The organism is Dyella sp. PARNA 12/25, assembly GCF_055702865.1.
Genome location: NZ_JBVQCI010000003.1, coordinates 322,621 through 339,076, shown reverse-complemented (window position 1 = coordinate 339,076; position 16,456 = coordinate 322,621). Strand labels below are relative to the sequence as shown.

The window sequence follows — 16,456 nt, the reverse complement described above, 5'->3', positions numbered from 1 at the left end:
ATGGCGCAGTTCACCCAGAATTCCCAACGCTTCGATCCGTACAAGAACTTCAAGTTTCGTGTGAAGTGGGATGGCCAGTATGTCGCCGGCATGAGCAAGGTCGGCGGACTCAAGCGCACCACGGAAGTGGTGAAACACCGCGAGGGTGGCGACCCCAGCACCAGTCGAAAATCGCCCGGACGCACTGAGTTCGATGCCATCACCATGGACCGGGGCGTCACCCATGACACGGCGTTCGAGGCCTGGGCGCGCAAGGTGTGGAATTTCGGTGCGGGACTGGGCGCCGAATCGTCGCTGAAGGATTTCCGCAAGGATCTGATTCTTGAGTTCTACAACGAAGCCGGCCAACTGGCCCTGGCATACAAGATCTATCGCTGCTGGGTTTCCGAGTATCAGGCCCTGCCCGATCTTGATGCGAATGCCAATGCCGTGGCGATCCAGCACCTTAAGCTGGAGAACGAAGGCTGGGAGCGCGACACCTCCGTGCCCGAGCCTAGCGAGCCGAGCTTTACCTGATTCATCCAGTACTGGGCGCGTCATACCGGCTATGACGGTAGCGATGCGCCCTGCAACGCGGGGTCGTTCGCACTGATAGTCCAGAAGCGCACTCGCTTACGGGAGTGTTACGGTGAATGCAGCCGATCTACTTGCGATCTGGGAGGACGGGAGGCGGATGCCTGCCTTGCGCCGCGCACGGCTGCTGTCAACCCTGAGCCCGAGCACGACACCGCAGACGGCACCATCTATCGGCGAAACCAATGCCCACCTCCTGAATATTCGGCGCTCTCTGTTTGGCTCGGCTATCGCCGGCATTGCCACCTGCCCTTCGTGCGGGTCAAAGCTGGACGTCACCATGCATGTCGAGGATTTTCTCGTCACGTACCATGACCAGGAGCGCCCGAATAGTGTCCGTGCCCTGGAGATCAACGGGAAAGTTCTGCACTTTCGCCTGCCTACCCTTGAAGACCTGGAAGCGGTGGACGAAAGCCTCTCTCCGGCGGACGCACAAGCGAAGCTCCTGTGTGCTTGCGTGCATGACATCGATCTCGAAGAGGCCACGCAACTCACGGAACCACTGCTCGCCGAAATGGCGCGCATGGACCCCCTTGCGGAGCCGAGACTTGCGCTGACGTGCCAGGCATGCGGACATCCGTTCACCCTCGCGTTTGACATTGCTGCGTTTCTTTGGCGCGAGATCGAAGGTTGGATCGCGCGCCTCCTGGGTGACGTGCACACCATCGCCAGCGCTTACGGCTGGTCGGAGAATGAGATTCTTTTGCTGTCACCCACACGGAGGCAGGTCTATCTCGACCTGATCTGTGGGTGAGTCATTATCTGGAGCGACTGGTGGCACAGAGCCGTGGCGAGCTGCCGACGGTGCAACCGCGCCTGCCCGGCCGCTATGAGCCTATGGCGGGTCACGAGATGTCAAACCCGAATGGCGCTGCGCTCGACGCAGATGTGGCTGCTGCGCCGGCTACCGGCACCCAGCACCAGCCGCCAGGTGGAGTGAGCGAGCCTGACTTCCCGAGGGCCTCTCGCCACTCAAATCCACTGTTCTCCGACGCGACTCATGACGCGTATCACGCCGCCCCCTTACCCGGCGATCTCTCGCGTGATGGCATGCCACCGACTGTTTCATCAGCACATTCGCCGCTTCGGCATGAGGTGATATGGGAATCCAGCGAAGGCTCAGTAGACCCAGGCAACCATCACCAAGTGCACAACTATCCAGCGCACCCCGCCACATCGGGCGCCATCACCGACAAGCCACTTCCTGCCGATTCGCTGACGATCCGGCAAGCGATACCCCTTTCGCCTGACATGCCACTGCCACTGCGTATGCAGTCAGCCAGGACCGCCGCTGAGTCCGCACGCACCGTCGAGAAGAATGAAACGGTGGTGCACGTAACGATCGGACGTGTGGATGTTCGCGCGGTAGCGCCGGCAGCGCCAAAACCGTCGCCGCGCCACGAACTGCCGCGCCGAACCCTTGATGACTACTTGCGCGGCACCACCAAGCGATGAGCACGGATCTCGCCATTGCCGGCGTCACCGCGACCCTGCGCTATCTGTTGCATCAGGGCATCGTGGATCATGTGAATCTCGGTGCACAAGGTCCGGTCGCGGTCACTGCAAAAGCCCCGGACCTTATCGACACCGATCAAAAGAACCTGCCCGATCAGCTCAACCTGTTCATGTATCACGTGACGCCGAATGCCGGCTGGCGCAATGCCAACCTGCCCAGCCGCGACAACGTCGGCAATCGCATCAACAATCCCGTGTTGGCTGTTGATCTCTACTACCTGATCACCGCCTACAGTCAGCAGGAGCTCTATGCCGACGTATTGCTTGGGTACGCGGCGCAGTATCTGCATGAAGTGCCCATACTCACCCAGCAATCGATCCATAACGCGTTGTCGCCAGCGCCACCGGAAGTGAGCTTCATGACGCCGGCCGATCTGCTGCAACAAATCGAGCAGATCAAGATTGTTCCGCATGTGATGGACACGGAGGAAATGTCCAAGCTGTGGATGGCCTTGCAGACCACCTACCGGCCTTCGATGGCTTACCACGTTTCAGTGGTGCTCATTGAGGATCCGCAACCGGTCACGTCTGCACTGCCCGTACTGACGATCGGCAAAGATGCCGCCGGCGTCATGGTCAATGCCGACATGCTGCCACCCTTGCCCACCTTGACGGCAGCGACACCTCCCGCCAAACAGTCTTCGGTTCGCCTCAAAGAATTGCTGACGCTCTCGGGCTTTCATCTCGCCGATGGGCCGGCAACCGTGGTGCTTACCAACACCACGACCTCTGAGCAGACGTCATTGGCTGCCGTCGCCCCCAATGCATCCACGCTCACAGTGCAGCTGCCCACGCCCGCCGCCGCCCCCGACTCACTGCGCGCGGGGCTGTACAACGTTCAAGCCCTTGTCGGTACCGGTGTGGACCAGCGCGCAACAAATGTGTTGCCACTAGCACTGGCACCATCGATCGAAACGATGATGACAGCAGGCCCTGTCAACGCCAAGGTACTGACACTGACCTGCGCACCCAAGGTGTGGCAAGACCAGGAGGTCAGCGCACTGATCGGCAGCCAGCAAGTGTTTCCGGCCCAGTGGGTGGGCGACTCGACCGACACACTGATCTTCACCTTTGACGCCACGCTGTTCAGCGCCGTCAACAAGCCTTGGATACGCCTGCGCGTCGACGGCCTCGACAGCATCCTCGTGAACAACACCGTCACTCCGCCCGTGTTTGATTCAAGCCAGGTGGTGCCGCCATGACGGTACTCACGCGCTCCGAACACTGGCTGACGGAGAACCAGCAAGCCCTGTCATCCGCGCTTGCTGTGCTCCGCGCCACCCTGCGCGGGGAGTCCGACACGCCGCCGGTGGATCCGCTTTCGGTACCGAGTCTCGCTCGTCTGGCCCGCGTGTTCAGGCTGTCACATTTTGAAGCGAGCGTGCTCCTGCTCTGTGCGGCGCAGGAGCTGGATGGCTCAATCGGGCCCGCTTGCGCAAAGCGCCAAGACAACAATGCGCAGCCATGGCCAAGCTTTGGCTTGGCGCTATCGCTGCTGCCGGACGGCCACTGGTCCGCACTCGGCCCGAGCGCAGCGCTACGCCACGAATGCTTGATTGAACTGGAAAGCGCAGACAGTGTCGTCACCAGCCGCATACGTATCACCGAGCCGGTACTGCACCACCTGCTCGGCCTGGTCGAGATCGACGAAGCCCTGGTGCCACTGGTGAGGTCATCGCCCCCTGTGGATGCCCTCGCGCCCAATCACGCCGAGACTTTGCACCGCTTCGCCCATCGCTGGCCTGGCGAGCTTGAGGATGGCGGCGCGTTGCCTGCATTGGAGCTCATTGGCGCTGATGCGACAGAGCTGCGCGCTGCAGCCATGCATTTGTGCACCAACGCCGACCTGGAACTGGTCTGCGTCGCCGCGTGCGACTTGTCGGCCGTGCCGGAGTTGCTTGACGTGCAGCTGCGCAGATTGCAGCGCGACCTCAAGCTGATGAATGGCTGCTTGTTGCTGGATGTCGGCGACAGCCACGACAAACTGCCCCATATCGTCGAGCGGATCGACCGAGGGCCCATCCTTATCGTTCGGCATCCGGTGCGTGAATGGCTGCCGCGTCGGCCACACTTGATTTCGCTCAAGCCGCCCGAGGGCGAAGACCGTCGACGCATGTGGCTCGATGCATTGCACGACATCCCCTTGCACGCCGGCGCCCTGGAGCGCGCGATGGGGCAGTTCCGCTTGTCGCCCACCGCACTGCGACGCGTTGCGCAGCAGCTGCGCGAAAGCATCAGCGAGTCCGAAGCCGGCATCGAGGCGGCGGGATCGGATGCCATGACGAGAGATCTTGCGGAGCTACTCTGGCTCCAATGCCGTGAGGAAAGCGCCGTGATTCTCGCCGGCCTGGCAGAGCCCGTTCCTGTACGGGCACGTTGGGACGATCTTGTCCTGCCGGAGACGCAGACCAGCTTGTTGCAAGGCCTGGTTTCGCACCTGCAGAACCGCACACAGGTCTTCGATGACTGGGGCTTCGCCGAACACAGCGCGCGCGGCCTGGGCGCCACCGCATTGTTCTGTGGAGCCAGCGGCACGGGAAAGACCATGGCGGCGGAAATCGTCGCTGGCGCCCTGCAGCTGGATCTGTGGCGCATCGATCTATCCCAGATCGTAAGCAAATGGATTGGCGAAACCGAGAAGAACCTCTCGCAGATCTTCGACGCCGCCGACGCAGGCGGCGCCGTGCTCCTGTTCGATGAGGCGGACGCACTGTTCGGCAAGCGCAGCGAGGTCAAGGACAGCCACGACCGCTACGCCAACCTGGAGATCAGTTATCTGCTGCAGCGCATGGAAAGCTATCGCGGCCTGGCCATTCTCACCACAAACAACGAAGGCTCGCTGGACCAGGCGTTTCTGCGCCGACTTCGCGTCATCGTGCAATTCCCCTTCCCTGATGCACACATGCGTGAGCGCATCTGGCAACGCATCTTTCCTGCGCAGACGCCACTCGACGGCGTGCGTGCCGACAAGCTCGCGCGCCTGCAGTTTTCTGGCGGAACAATCCGGAATGTCGCGCTCACTGCTGCTTTCCTCGCGGCAAGCGAAGGTAAGTCCGTTGCCATGCCGCATTTGCGCGCGGCGGCCGAGATCGAGTCGGCCAAGATCAAGAGACCCTTCAGCCGCAATGAGACCGGAGACTGGGTATGAGCGTAACCACCGTTCGCATCCATATCGACGAGCTGGTTCTGCACGGATTCGAAGCTGCCAGTCGGCACGCCATCGCCGACGCCGTGCAAGCAGAGCTGCAGCAGCGATTTGCGGCTTCCTGGTCGTCGAAGGCGACGGCGATGATGACCCAGGGCGGCGCGATCGATCGCCTGGTCGCACCTTCAGTGACGCTCTCTTCCCAGGCCCGGCGCGATGGCAAGGCTATCGGGGCCGCCATCCATCGAAGTGTCGCGACCATGCGCGGAGGGCGCCCATGAGCTTTTCGGGCTCGCCACAACTCATCAAGGGCGGCATCGTAATGCTCGACGCCGACAGCGGCGCCATGCTGCGTGTCATTTCCCTTCAATACAACCCCGACAGCATTACGCGCACACTGCAGGCCCAGTCGGTAGCCACGCAAGAACACAACCGCTCCGAACCATTGCGTCTGAAGGGACCACCCATCGAGACGTTCAAACTCGATGCCGAGTTGGATGCCACCGATCAGCTTGAATTTCCCGACCAGAACCAGACGGCCGTGCAAGTAGGCCTGCTGCCGCAACTGGCCGTATTGGAAACCATCATCTATCCATCCAGCCAGACCCTGCTCGCCAATCATGCGCTGGCACAATCCGGGGTGCTGGAAATTGCACCCATGGAGGCACCCCTGACGCTGTTCGTATGGAACAGCAGCCGCATCGTGCCTGTGCGACTGACCGACTTCAGCGTCACCGAGGAGGCCTTCGATCCTTCGCTGCATCCAATTCGCGCCAAAGTGTCGCTCGGCATGCGCGTGCTGTCCGTGGATGATTTTCCCTTCGATCACCGCGGCACCAGTCTCTACATGGTGTACCAGCAGCAGAAGGAAAACCTGGCACGTAAAGGTCCGGCGGCAACACTGTCCGCGCTTGGCCTGGGGAGTCTCTCGTGAGCAGCGTGCCGAACACGTCGAACAGCTTGATGAGTATGCTGGCCCCGCTCGGCCTTCCGGCGCAGGCATACCCGCAGAACAGTCGGTATTACGGCGTGGCAGCCAAGCAGGTAACCACGGAAACTGGCCTTACCGTCACATGCCTGACCCGCCGCGTTGTGCCGCAACCCACAGCCTTTGCCACGCTGCAACTTATCACCGTGCGCGAAGGCGACAGGCTAGACCGACTTGCGGCGCAATACCTTGGCGATCCGTTGCTGTTTTGGCGCCTGTGCGATGCCAATGGCGTGTTGCGGCCGGATGAACTCACCGACACCGCGGGCGAGACCTTGCGCATCACCTTGCCGGCGGGTATTCCGGGAGCGACCAGTGCTTAAGGGCGTGCATCTCACCTTGATGATCGGGCCGGGCATACCCATGCCGGTTCCCGAAAGCGTGCTCGATGCCCTGGTGAGCGTAGAGGTTGTTGCCAACTCAGGCAACGAGCCCAGCGGCTTCGAGCTGGTATTCACGCTAAGCAACAACTCCCCACTGCAAACCTTGTTTCTGCTGGTTGGCGGCGGCGCCATTCCGTTCACGCGCGTGGTCATTGTGGTGACGGTCGCGGGCAACTCCGAAGTCATCATGGATGGCGTGATGACCGATCACCAGTTCAGCCCCGGCACGGCAGACGGACACAGCACGCTCACCGTCAAAGGCACGGATCTGGCGAACATCATGAGCATCATCGACTTCTCCGGCATCCCCTACCCCGCGATGCCGCGCGAAGCACGGGTAGCCCTGGTGGTAGCAAAGTATGCGGTGCTTGGCCTGGTGCCGATGGTGATCCCCAGCATTCTGCTCGACGTGCCACTGCCCATCCAGACCATTCCGCGCCAGCAAGGCAAGGACCTGGCCTATGTCCGGCAACTGGCCGACGAGGTGGGTTACATCTTCTGCATCGAGCCGAGCTCGACGCCTGGCATGAGTTACGCCTACTGGGGCCCCGAGATTCGCGTTGGACAGCCGCAGCCGGCACTCAACCTCAACATGGATGCAGAGACCAACATCGAGCAGATCAGTTTCCGCTTTGACAAGAACGCCAAGGTGATGCCGGTCGTGATGGTGCAGGAGCCGTTTACCAAGGTTCCCATTCCGATTCCCATCCCTGACATCACGCCACTGAATCCGCCGCTTGGCTTGATTCCGCCCATTCCGCCGCAGATCGATCTGCTCAAGGGCAATGCCAAGTATTCCGTCTTGCAAGGCATTGTGATCGCACTCACCAAGGCGGCGAAATCATCCGACTGCGTATTTGGCGATGGCACGTTGGACGTCTTGCGCTACGGGCAGCCACTCAAGGCTCGGCGCCTGGTGGGTGTGCGCGGCGTAGGCCCTGCATTCGACGGACTGCATTACGTCAAGAAGGTGACCCACAAGATCAAACGCGGGGAGTACAAGCAAAGCTTTTCATTAGTGCGCAATGGATTGCTTTCCACGTTCTCAAACATACCGGTGTAAGCGACATGGCCGAGACAGAGACATCTGGTGGCATGACTGCGCTTGGTTCAGGGCGCTACTACGGCAAATACCGTGGCACCGTCGTCAACAACGTCGACCCGATGCAGATCGGTCGCATCATGGCCCTGGTGCCGGATGTGTCCGGCTTTTTGCCGACGTCGTGGGCCATGCCGTGCTTGCCCTGGGGCGGCATTCAGACGGGTGCATTTTGCGTACCCATTGTTGGCGCAGGCGTGTGGATCGAGTTCGAGCAAGGTGACCCGGACTATCCCATCTGGACGGGGTGTTACTGGGGCAGCGCGGCCGAAGTGCCTGCAGCGGCCCTGCTATCACCACCGCCTGTACCGGCGATCACCATGCAAACCCCGTTGCAGAACAGCCTCTCCATCTCCGATCTGCCCGGACCCACGGGCGGGATCATGATCAAGAGCATGACCGGCGCATCCATCACGGTAAACGAGACCGGCATCATCATCCAGAACGGACAAGGCGCATCGATTGCCATGGTGGGGCCATCGGTGACGATCAATGAAGGTGCATTGGTGGTGATTTAGAACGACGGCGAGCAGCCAGCAGCGGATTGGACAGGAGAATACGCATGCCCGGATTCCTGTTGCATCAAGGCGCGGTGGTGACCTGCACGCACGGCGGCATGGCACAGCCAACGGTGCCGAACCCGCGCGTGCTGGTCAGTGGCATGCCCACCACCACCATAGCCGGCCCGTATGTCATCGCCGGCTGCGCATTCCCGCCACCACCGGCAGGCAACGGCCCTTGCGTTACGGCGCAATTTGTCACCAGCGCGCTGCGCATCACCAGTAACGGACAACCACTGCTACTACTCGATAGCCAGGCGCTTTGCGTGCCGACCGCAACACCCCTGATCGTCGTAAGCACCCAAGTCAGAGCCACCGGGATGTGATGCCATGAGCGGAAACATCGCCTTTCCCTACCACTTCGATGTGCGCGGCCGCACCGCCACAACCGATGACGACACGCACCTGCGCGACATGATCGAGCAAGTGCTGATGACCTGTGCCGGCGAGCGCGTCAACATTCCCAGCTTTGGGTGTAGCGTACCGCAACTGCTGTTCGGCCCCGCCTCAGACACGGTAGCCGCCACGGTGCAGTTTCTGATTCAGGGTGCGCTTCAGCGCTGGATGGCACAGGAAATCCTTCTGCAGAATCTCACCGTAACCGCGCAGGACGATGAGCTGGTCATCGACATCGTCTACCTCAACCGGCTGACGCAGGAACAACGCACGGCCAGCTTTACGTCGCCGGTGCCATCGCCATGACCATGTATATGTGCTGCGACCAGAATCGCCGCACGCTGGTGCGCGGCAGCGGCTTGAATGGCATCGACTGGCTGGACGTGGTGGATCTGGAGGCACCTACACCGCTATTGCGGCAGCGCCAACTTCGCGTGGGTTTCATCAACAACCCGCCACCGACCGGGCTGACACCCGCCAATTTCACCATCACCGGCGGTGAGCGCATTGTCGGCATCGTGGTCGATCAGGTGACTTACGACGGCACCGTCGCCGTACTGCACCTCAGTGCGTATGGCGACTTTTCTTCCTATTCGCTGCATATTGTCGACTCCAGCGGCAATCCCTTGACTGGGCTCGACCCTCTGTTGGCAAGCATCACCTTCAACTTCAAGGTGGAGTGCCCAACCGATATCGATTGCCAACAAACGGAGTGCTGTCGACCTCCGGCCGAGCCCTTGCCGCCCATCGACTACATGGCCAAGGACTACGCCACATTTCGCCAGCAAATGCTCGATCGCATGAGCGTCACGGCGCCGAGCTGGACCGAGCGTGGCGAGGCTGATCCCGGCGTTGCACTGGTCGAGGTGCTGGCGTATGTCGCCGATCATTTGAGCTATCAGCAAGACGCCATTGCCACAGAGGCCTACCTTGGCACCGCGCGACGCCGCGTTTCTGTGCGTCGACATGCCAAGCTGGTGGACTATGCGATGCATGACGGATGCAACGCGCGCGCGTGGATCGTGCTGACCGTAGCGTCGACCGCGGATGGCAAAACCCTGTCCGGCCCTCAGGCGAGCAGCTTTCCACCTCAGCCGGGCAGCCTGCTGGTAACGAAGGTAACGAACGACGCGGTGATCGATCTACCCCATCGCAACGCGGCGCTTTCGACGGCGCCAACGTGCTTCGAAACCATGCACGACCTGACGCTGTACAGCGAACTCAACAGCCTCGACTTCTATACGTGGGGCGACACCCGTTGCTGCCTGCCGAAAGGCAGCACTTGCGCCACCCTGCTCGCACCTTCCACCAACATCGACCTGCGTGGCCGCGTATTGCTGGTACAGGAGATGCGCAGCCCAACCACCAGTCTCGCCGCCGATGCCGATACTTCTCACCGACAGGCGCTGCGTGTGGTCACCCAGGACCCGCTGCCAGGACAGCCAGCAAAGACCGACCCGGTCACCGGTACGTCGATCATCGATATCACCTGGGGTAACGCCGATGCGCTGACCTTCCCCCTGTGCATCTCGTCGGTAACCGACACCGAGCATGGCGGTGTGCCGCTGGACAACGTGAGTATCGCCTGGGGCAATGTCGTGCTCGCGGATCATGGATTGAGTCAAAGCGTGGAAAGCCTTGGCGCCATGCCAGAGCCTTCGCTATACGCCGTTGCCGCCTGTGCAGGCGATCCTTGCCAACCATCGCCCCCCAACGCCATCCCTGCCCGCTTCAACCCCGCGCTGGCGCAGTGGCCGCTCACGCAACAAGGGCAAGTGATCGTTGATAGCGTGTTCGAGGGCGAGCCAGAGGCGGCGCTATTGCCCTTTGACCCCACGGCGGCAGCCAGTGCCGCCATGCAATGGGACATCGCCAATACCGTTCCGGCCATCGCGCTTGCCAGCTCAGGAGCCGGCGGCACCGAACTTTGGACGGCGCGTCACGACTTATTGGAAAGCCACCCCACGTCACCGGATTTCGTGGTCGAGATCGACAGCGACATGCTGGCGCGCCTGCGCTTTGGCGACGACGAGTATGGGTCGCGGCCTGTCGCTGGCGACACGTTCTCCGCCGCGTATCGGGTGGGCAACGGCGCAGCCGGGTTGGTAGGCGCTGGCAGCATCGCCAACATCGTGGCGCCCCTGACCGGCGCGTTGCCGCCTGGCGTTCAAACCGTCACCAACCCTATGCCCGCCTTGGGTGGCGTTGAGCCGGAAACCATTGAGAGCGTCCGCCAGGCGGCACCCGCAGCCTTTCTGGTGCAGGAGCGCGCGGTGACTCCGGCGGATTACGCCGCCGTCTCATTGCGCAATCCGTTGGTGTCCGCAGCGTCGGCCGATTTCCGCTGGACTGGCAGCTGGTACACCGTGTTCGACACAGTCGATCGCCCGAATGGCCTGACCGTGGACTTGCCCTTCACCACCTCCATGAGGTCCTGGCTGGAACGCTATCGCGTGATCGGCCACGATCTTCAGGTCAATGCACCAAGCATGGTGCCGCTGCGCATCGATATGCAGGTATGTGTGCAATCGCCATGGTTCCGCGCCGATATCGAGCGCGAGCTTCGATTGCTCTTCGGCATGGGAACGCTAGCGGACGGTACGGACGCATTCTTCAATCCCAATCAGCACACCTTTGGCGAAACGCTTTATCTAAGTGCTCTCTATGCACTCGCTCAGTCCGTCCCCGGTGTGGATGCCGTCGACATCACGCGATTCGAGCGGCTCTATCAACCAAGCAACGACGGGTTGGAACGGTGGAAGTTGACGTTCGCGCAAACGGAAATACCGCGCTGCGACAATGATCCGAGCTATCCGAGCCACGGCGTGTTGAACCTGATGGTGCGAGGTGGCCAATGAGCGCCTTGTCGACGACACCGTGCGGCGCCTGCGCGGGCGTGACCGCATCAACACCGTCGGGCATCAGCAATCGACCAGGCCTGCCCTCGATCTCCGTGCGCATCGGCACGTACACCACATTCTTGCGCAGCATGCTGGCTGGCTTGTCCGATACCGACCGCCCAGCCCTGGTGCCGCTGACCGCACGCACCAGCGATGACTTCTCCGTGGCGGTGCTGGATGCATTCGCCATCGTGGCCGACATCCACACGTTCTATCAGCAACAGTTCGCGCAGGAGTCGTATCTGCGCACGGCGACGGAGCGCCGCTCCGTTCTCGAACTGGCGCGCCTGATCGGCTACGAGCTCAGCCCTGGCGTGGCAGCGCATACCACGCTCGCTTTCGGCATGGATACCACGGCAGGCTCGCCGACCACGTTGAGTCTGCCGAGCGGTACTTTGGTTCAAAGTACGCCGGGGCCGGGGCAGCAAGCGCAAGCTTTCGAATCCATCGAAGCGATGACCGCGCAGGCTGCTTTCAGTGCACTGACTGTGCGACTAACGGAAACCGCGATTCCCCACAAAGGCGATGCGGAGATCTGGCTGCAGGGCACCTCATTGAGCCTCAAGCCTGGCGACCCGCTGGTGCTGGTGGGTAGCGAGAAGGTGCTTGACCCAAAGAGCGACCACTGGGATTTCCGGCGCATTGCCTCGGTGGATAGCGACGCCAAACGCGGCATCACGCACCTCACCCTGGAAATACCCGTAGCGCCTACGCCGCCGGAAGTGCCTGCCGCGCTGCCACGCGTCTATGCGCTACGGCGACAAGCATCGCTATTCGGATACAACGCGCCTGCATGGGCCAGCTTGCCTGTAGCCCTGCGCATCGGCGAACGCGATCCCAGCAACTGGAGCCACTTCATCCAAGGCATCTACGCCGACCAAACCCAATGGGCCGATGCGCTACTGGCGGCAGGAACCACGCACATCTACCTCGACGCGGTGTATTCACAAATTACCAATGCATCGTGGATCGTGCTCGCCGAGGAGGGCGCCAACGTCAAGCCCCCGGCCCAGCTCTACCAGGTGACTGATACTGCCGACACCAACATGGCCGCCTATGCGCTGACCGGACGCGTCACGCGCCTCGGCATTGCAGGAAAACACATCGACTGGTTTTCGCCTCGCAAGGCCGCGGCCTACGTACAGAGCGAGCTGATTCCGCTGGCTGAACGCCCTCTGGTCGACCCGCTGGATACCGGAACGATTCAACTGAGCAGCCGGGTCGCCGGACTTGTGGCCGGGCAGTCCATCATCGTCGCCGGCAAGCGCGCGCGGGTGACCGTGCCATCGGCGGTGACGCTGAGCCTGGAGGCACTGGATTCGTCAAGCGCGCGAACGCTTGTGTCCGGTGAACAGCTATTCGTGATGAGTCTCGGTGCCAAAGCGACCAACGGTTCGCGTGCCTACACACTGCAGACCATGGACGGGTTTACCGGCACGGTGACCACGGACGACACGCAACTGCCGTGGACGCCACCCGCCGATGCGGACCCGGTACTTGCCGACCTCACCACGATTGCTGATACGTACGACGCGGACGACATGCTGCACACCTACATCGACGTGGCCACCGCATTGACGCACGCCTTCGATCGCGCCTCGGTCATCGTCTACGCCAATGTCGCCTCCGCCACCGCCGGACAGACCGTGCAAGAGCTTTTGGGCAATGGTGACGCATCGACGCCATTCCAGAGTTTCACACTGAAACAACCACCACTGACCTATGTCGCAGCGGCGACACCAAGCGGCATCAAGTCAACGCTCAGGGTTTTTTGCAACGATGTCGAATGGTCATTCGTCGACACGCTGTATGCCCAAGGCCCGCGTACCAATGTTTTTACGACACGTCGCGACGATGCGGGCAATACACGCGTATTGTTTGGCGATGGTGTGACCTACGGTGCGCGGCTGGCCACCGGCTCCATGAATGTGCGGGCGATCTATCGCACCGGCATCGGCAGTGGTGGCAATGTCGATGCGGGTCAGGTCAACGTGCTGCTGAGCCGGCCGCTTGGCTTGAAGTCAGTCACCAATCCGTTACCGGCCATCGACGGTGCCGACGCGGAACCGCAGGAACAGGCACGCGCCAATGCTCCACTGAGCGTCTCGACCCTGGGTCGCGCGGTATCCATCAAGGACTACGAAAACTTCGCGCGCGGCTTTGCCGGCATCACCAAGGCGTTGGCGACATGGACATGGGATGGCTCCGTGCGCGGCGTGGTGCTGACGCTGGCCGGCATTGATGGCGCCAAGGTGCCATCGGATGGCCAGCTCGCCGGCAACCTCGCCGCGGCCCTGGCGAATTTTGGCGATGTCACCTTGCCGATCAGCCTGCAAAGCTACACGCCCATCACTTTCCAACTTGGCATCAACATCCTGCCGGTGGATCCCACCGCACTGACTGACACGCAGAAGGCAGTGACCCATGCATTGCGGTCAGCCTTCAGTTTTCAGGCGCGCGACTTCGGCCAATGGGTCAGCTTGTCAGAGGTACTGGAGGTGGCTCAGAACGTGGCTGGTGTCCAGGCCGTACAGATCACCCAGCTCTATCGCAGCGGTGACACACCCGGGCTCAATCCGTTGCTGGTAGCGGCAGCAGCACCATCGGGCGGACAAGCTGCCGCGCCGGCCGAACTGCTGACGCTCGACCCAGGGCCTCTCGCCAACATGGGAGCGATGAACTGATGTTCGACATCGAAACAGTCTATGCCCTGCTGCCGGCGTGGACGCGTTCGCGTGACGCGTTGCAGGGCGGTGCGCTCAAGGACTTTCTGTCGGTGATTGTCGATCAGGTAGCGACGCTGGAGGAGGACCTCGCACAGAACTACGACAACCTGTTTATCGAGACTTGTGCACCCTGGGTGGTGCCCTATATCGGGGATCTGGTGCAGGCGACGCCGCTGACGGACGAGACACGTATCGCTCTTTCCACCACCATCGCAGCGTTGACCACCGACCTGGTCGGTCCGACTTTTCTCCCCGGCATCGGCTTGCGCTCGCGTGCGGATGTCGCCAAGACCATCTATTACCGGCGTCGCAAGACCACCCTGCCCATGCTGGAGCAGCTCTCGTCCGATGTGACCGGCTGGGCAGCACATGTACGCGAATTCTTCGTGACACTGGCCTGGACACAGTGCGTACGCAACCACGTGCGGCTCGACAGCTTCTACGCGCCGGACCTGCGTGGCATTCCCGACATCGATCGGATCAACGGCCCCTTCGATACCGCGCCGCGCGTGGTGGATGTACGCACACCGCGCCAACTCGAAGGCTGGCATAACATCCCGAACGTCGGCATCTTCCTGTGGCGGCTTTTCAGCTCCCCGCTTTACCAAGCCACCGCACGACCGGATACCAGCAGCGGAGGCAGCGGCTTTCATGTCAGCGCACTAGGCCAGGACGCACCGATGTTCACTCGCTGGCAATCCAGCCTGGATGCCACGCTGCCCAGCGCCGAACCGCTGCTGCCCGGCCCCATTCGCCCCGCGGCGTTCTACGACGATCTCACTCAGTACGCGGCCGCCGGAAGCACCGCACCGTACTCGCAATACTACGGACGTTTCGGGCTGGACTTGCCCACGCCCGGCGTGCCCGCCGGCAGCTTCTTTATCGTGGCGGATGGCACGGCAGTGCCTATTGCGCAGATTCAAAGCATGAATCTTTCGCAATGGCGACAGCCGCCTGCGAACATGGTCGGCGTTGACGTTGCGCTCGGTCGATTGAGTTTCGGCACGGCATGGGCGGCAGCGGGCCTTTCCGGGCCGAAGCAGGTACGCGTCAGTAGCTTCCGTGGTTTTCCGGCAAACCTGGGCGGCGGCGGTTATGACCGGCAGAACTGGCTGCTCAATCGCACCATGCCGGGCCTGCAAGTGTTCACCGTTGGCACCGGCGGCACCTACGCTACGATTTCGGCAGCCCTGACCGCTGCGGCCGGCGTCAAGGAGGTGCTGATCTCGATTCAGGACAGCGCCACTTATGCGGAATCAATTGATATCGAACCGGTCGATGCCGGCACAGTGACCATTGAGGCCGCCGACCAGCATTGGCCACACCTGCAAGGCTCAGTAACCATCAACGGCGCACACCCGACATCGACGGTCTCGCTATCGGGACTGCTGATCGAAGGCGCCGTGCAGATTGCCGACAGCCTGTTGCGCTTACGGCTCATCCACACGACGCTCGTGCCTGGCCTTGCCATCGACGTTGCGCCGCCGTCGCCAGTGCTGCCCAGCCTGGTCGCAGAGAACGCAGATACGCCAGTCGATATCGAACTTGTCTTCAGCGTCAGCGGTTCCGTGCAAATGGCGCCGCTGGAAAACAGCCGCCTGTGGGTGCTCGACAGCATCATCGACGGTGTGAATGGACCAGCCGTGACTGGACTGAGTGGCACACCCAACTGGGGACCACCCGTCTGGATCGAGCGCAGCACGCTGGTGGGCACGAGTTCTTTCCGTCAGCTGCTTACGGCAACCGAAGCACTGTTTACCGGCGTGGTGTCGACGCTGCATCGACAGCAAGGCTGCGTGCGCTTCAGTTTCGTGCCAGATGGGTCTAGCACCCCACGTCGCTATCGCTGTCAGCCCGACCTCGAAATCAGCAATGAAGTCGACAAGGCCACCGGCAGCGGCCCGCCGCTTTCAGATGCACAAGTCAAAGCCATCCACGACCACGTCGTGTCATGGCTGCTGCCTTCTTTCACCCAACGCAACTACGGACAACCTGCCTATTTGCAGCTGCATTTGCATGCGCCACGACAGATTCGTCAAGGCGCGCAAGACGGCTCCGAAATGGGCGCCTATAGCCACCTCAAGCAACCGCAAGCGCTGAAAAACCTGCAAATCAGACTGCAGGAGTATCTGCCCTTCGGCCGCGAGGCAGCACCCCTGTTCGTTACCTGA

General features: G+C 61.7%; 15 protein-coding genes. All 15 read left to right on the top strand.

The features are described from left to right. The 15 genes from AC0GUR_RS09285 to AC0GUR_RS09215 all read left to right on the top strand — a co-directional run bounded on the left by AC0GUR_RS09285 (position 1) and on the right by AC0GUR_RS09215 (position 16,456). A complete protein-coding gene (locus tag AC0GUR_RS09285) occupies positions 1-516 on the top strand; it encodes a phage tail protein (RefSeq protein WP_472877175.1) in 516 nt (171 codons plus the stop codon). Between the two features lie 157 nt (positions 517-673). Further along, positions 674-1,327, top strand: a complete 654-nt coding sequence (locus tag AC0GUR_RS09280; RefSeq protein WP_472877174.1) for a T4 family baseplate hub assembly chaperone — start codon at positions 674-676, stop codon at positions 1,325-1,327. Next, positions 1,324-2,028 (top strand): hypothetical protein, encoded by a 705-nt coding sequence (locus AC0GUR_RS09275; protein WP_472877173.1) that lies wholly within the window; start codon positions 1,324-1,326, stop codon positions 2,026-2,028. The genes AC0GUR_RS09280 and AC0GUR_RS09275 overlap by 4 nt, the downstream gene beginning before the upstream one ends. Continuing rightward, positions 2,025-3,290 (top strand): Pvc16 family protein, encoded by a 1,266-nt coding sequence (locus tag AC0GUR_RS09270; protein WP_472877172.1) that lies wholly within the window; start codon positions 2,025-2,027, stop codon positions 3,288-3,290. The genes AC0GUR_RS09275 and AC0GUR_RS09270 overlap by 4 nt, the downstream gene beginning before the upstream one ends. Further along, positions 3,287-5,236 carry an ATP-binding protein gene (locus tag AC0GUR_RS09265; protein ID WP_472877171.1) on the top strand — a complete coding sequence of 650 codons (1,950 nt, stop codon included), beginning with the start codon at positions 3,287-3,289 and terminating at the stop codon, positions 5,234-5,236. Before AC0GUR_RS09270 ends, AC0GUR_RS09265 begins: the two co-directional genes overlap by 4 nt. Beyond that, the gene (locus AC0GUR_RS09260; RefSeq protein ID WP_472877170.1) at positions 5,233-5,514 is read left to right on the top strand and encodes a hypothetical protein; all 282 of its coding nucleotides are present in this window, start codon (positions 5,233-5,235) and stop codon (positions 5,512-5,514) included. The genes AC0GUR_RS09265 and AC0GUR_RS09260 overlap by 4 nt, the downstream gene beginning before the upstream one ends. Next, on the top strand, positions 5,511-6,167 hold the full coding sequence (locus AC0GUR_RS09255; protein ID WP_472877169.1) for a hypothetical protein: 657 nt from the start codon (positions 5,511-5,513) through the stop codon (positions 6,165-6,167). The genes AC0GUR_RS09260 and AC0GUR_RS09255 overlap by 4 nt, the downstream gene beginning before the upstream one ends. Positions 6,168-6,196: 29 nt before the next feature. Beyond that, a complete protein-coding gene (locus tag AC0GUR_RS09250; RefSeq protein WP_472877168.1) occupies positions 6,197-6,544 on the top strand; it encodes a LysM domain-containing protein in 348 nt (115 codons plus the stop codon). Further along, entirely contained in the window at positions 6,537-7,667 is a 1,131-nt protein-coding gene (locus tag AC0GUR_RS09245; protein WP_472877167.1) for a hypothetical protein, read from the top strand. The genes AC0GUR_RS09250 and AC0GUR_RS09245 overlap by 8 nt, the downstream gene beginning before the upstream one ends. 5 nt (positions 7,668-7,672) lie before the next feature. Continuing rightward, positions 7,673-8,221: a phage baseplate assembly protein V gene (locus tag AC0GUR_RS09240; RefSeq protein ID WP_472877166.1), complete on the top strand. Its 549-nt coding sequence runs from the start codon at positions 7,673-7,675 to the stop codon at positions 8,219-8,221. 44 nt (positions 8,222-8,265) lie between these two features. Then, positions 8,266-8,589, top strand: a complete 324-nt coding sequence (locus AC0GUR_RS09235; RefSeq protein ID WP_472877165.1) for a hypothetical protein — start codon at positions 8,266-8,268, stop codon at positions 8,587-8,589. Positions 8,590-8,593: 4 nt separating this feature from the next. Next, entirely contained in the window at positions 8,594-8,965 is a 372-nt protein-coding gene (locus AC0GUR_RS09230) for a GPW/gp25 family protein (RefSeq protein ID WP_472877164.1), read from the top strand. Continuing rightward, positions 8,962-11,517: a putative baseplate assembly protein gene (locus tag AC0GUR_RS09225; protein ID WP_472877163.1), complete on the top strand. Its 2,556-nt coding sequence runs from the start codon at positions 8,962-8,964 to the stop codon at positions 11,515-11,517. The genes AC0GUR_RS09230 and AC0GUR_RS09225 overlap by 4 nt, the downstream gene beginning before the upstream one ends. After that, positions 11,514-14,243: a putative baseplate assembly protein gene (locus tag AC0GUR_RS09220; RefSeq protein ID WP_472877162.1), complete on the top strand. Its 2,730-nt coding sequence runs from the start codon at positions 11,514-11,516 to the stop codon at positions 14,241-14,243. The genes AC0GUR_RS09225 and AC0GUR_RS09220 overlap by 4 nt, the downstream gene beginning before the upstream one ends. Next, on the top strand, positions 14,243-16,456 hold the full coding sequence (locus tag AC0GUR_RS09215; protein WP_472877161.1) for a hypothetical protein: 2,214 nt from the start codon (positions 14,243-14,245) through the stop codon (positions 16,454-16,456). The genes AC0GUR_RS09220 and AC0GUR_RS09215 overlap by 1 nt, the downstream gene beginning before the upstream one ends.

Excerpts from the sequence above, each read along its gene's own strand:
- AC0GUR_RS09230 (WP_472877164.1), top strand. The coding sequence starts at position 8,594 with ATGAGCGGAAACATCGCCTTTCCCTACCACTTCGATGTGCGCGGCCGC.
- AC0GUR_RS09265 (WP_472877171.1), top strand. The coding sequence starts at position 3,287 with ATGACGGTACTCACGCGCTCCGAACACTGGCTGACGGAGAACCAGCAA.
- AC0GUR_RS09220 (WP_472877162.1), top strand. The coding sequence starts at position 11,514 with ATGAGCGCCTTGTCGACGACACCGTGCGGCGCCTGCGCGGGCGTGACC.
- AC0GUR_RS09270 (WP_472877172.1), top strand. The coding sequence starts at position 2,025 with ATGAGCACGGATCTCGCCATTGCCGGCGTCACCGCGACCCTGCGCTAT.
- AC0GUR_RS09280 (WP_472877174.1), top strand. The coding sequence starts at position 674 with ATGCCTGCCTTGCGCCGCGCACGGCTGCTGTCAACCCTGAGCCCGAGC.
- AC0GUR_RS09285 (WP_472877175.1), top strand. The coding sequence starts at position 1 with ATGGCGCAGTTCACCCAGAATTCCCAACGCTTCGATCCGTACAAGAAC.
- AC0GUR_RS09215 (WP_472877161.1), top strand. The coding sequence starts at position 14,243 with ATGTTCGACATCGAAACAGTCTATGCCCTGCTGCCGGCGTGGACGCGT.
- AC0GUR_RS09260 (WP_472877170.1), top strand. The coding sequence starts at position 5,233 with ATGAGCGTAACCACCGTTCGCATCCATATCGACGAGCTGGTTCTGCAC.
- AC0GUR_RS09240 (WP_472877166.1), top strand. The coding sequence starts at position 7,673 with ATGGCCGAGACAGAGACATCTGGTGGCATGACTGCGCTTGGTTCAGGG.
- AC0GUR_RS09250 (WP_472877168.1), top strand. The coding sequence starts at position 6,197 with ATGAGTATGCTGGCCCCGCTCGGCCTTCCGGCGCAGGCATACCCGCAG.
- AC0GUR_RS09225 (WP_472877163.1), top strand. The coding sequence starts at position 8,962 with ATGACCATGTATATGTGCTGCGACCAGAATCGCCGCACGCTGGTGCGC.
- AC0GUR_RS09235 (WP_472877165.1), top strand. The coding sequence starts at position 8,266 with ATGCCCGGATTCCTGTTGCATCAAGGCGCGGTGGTGACCTGCACGCAC.
- AC0GUR_RS09255 (WP_472877169.1), top strand. The coding sequence starts at position 5,511 with ATGAGCTTTTCGGGCTCGCCACAACTCATCAAGGGCGGCATCGTAATG.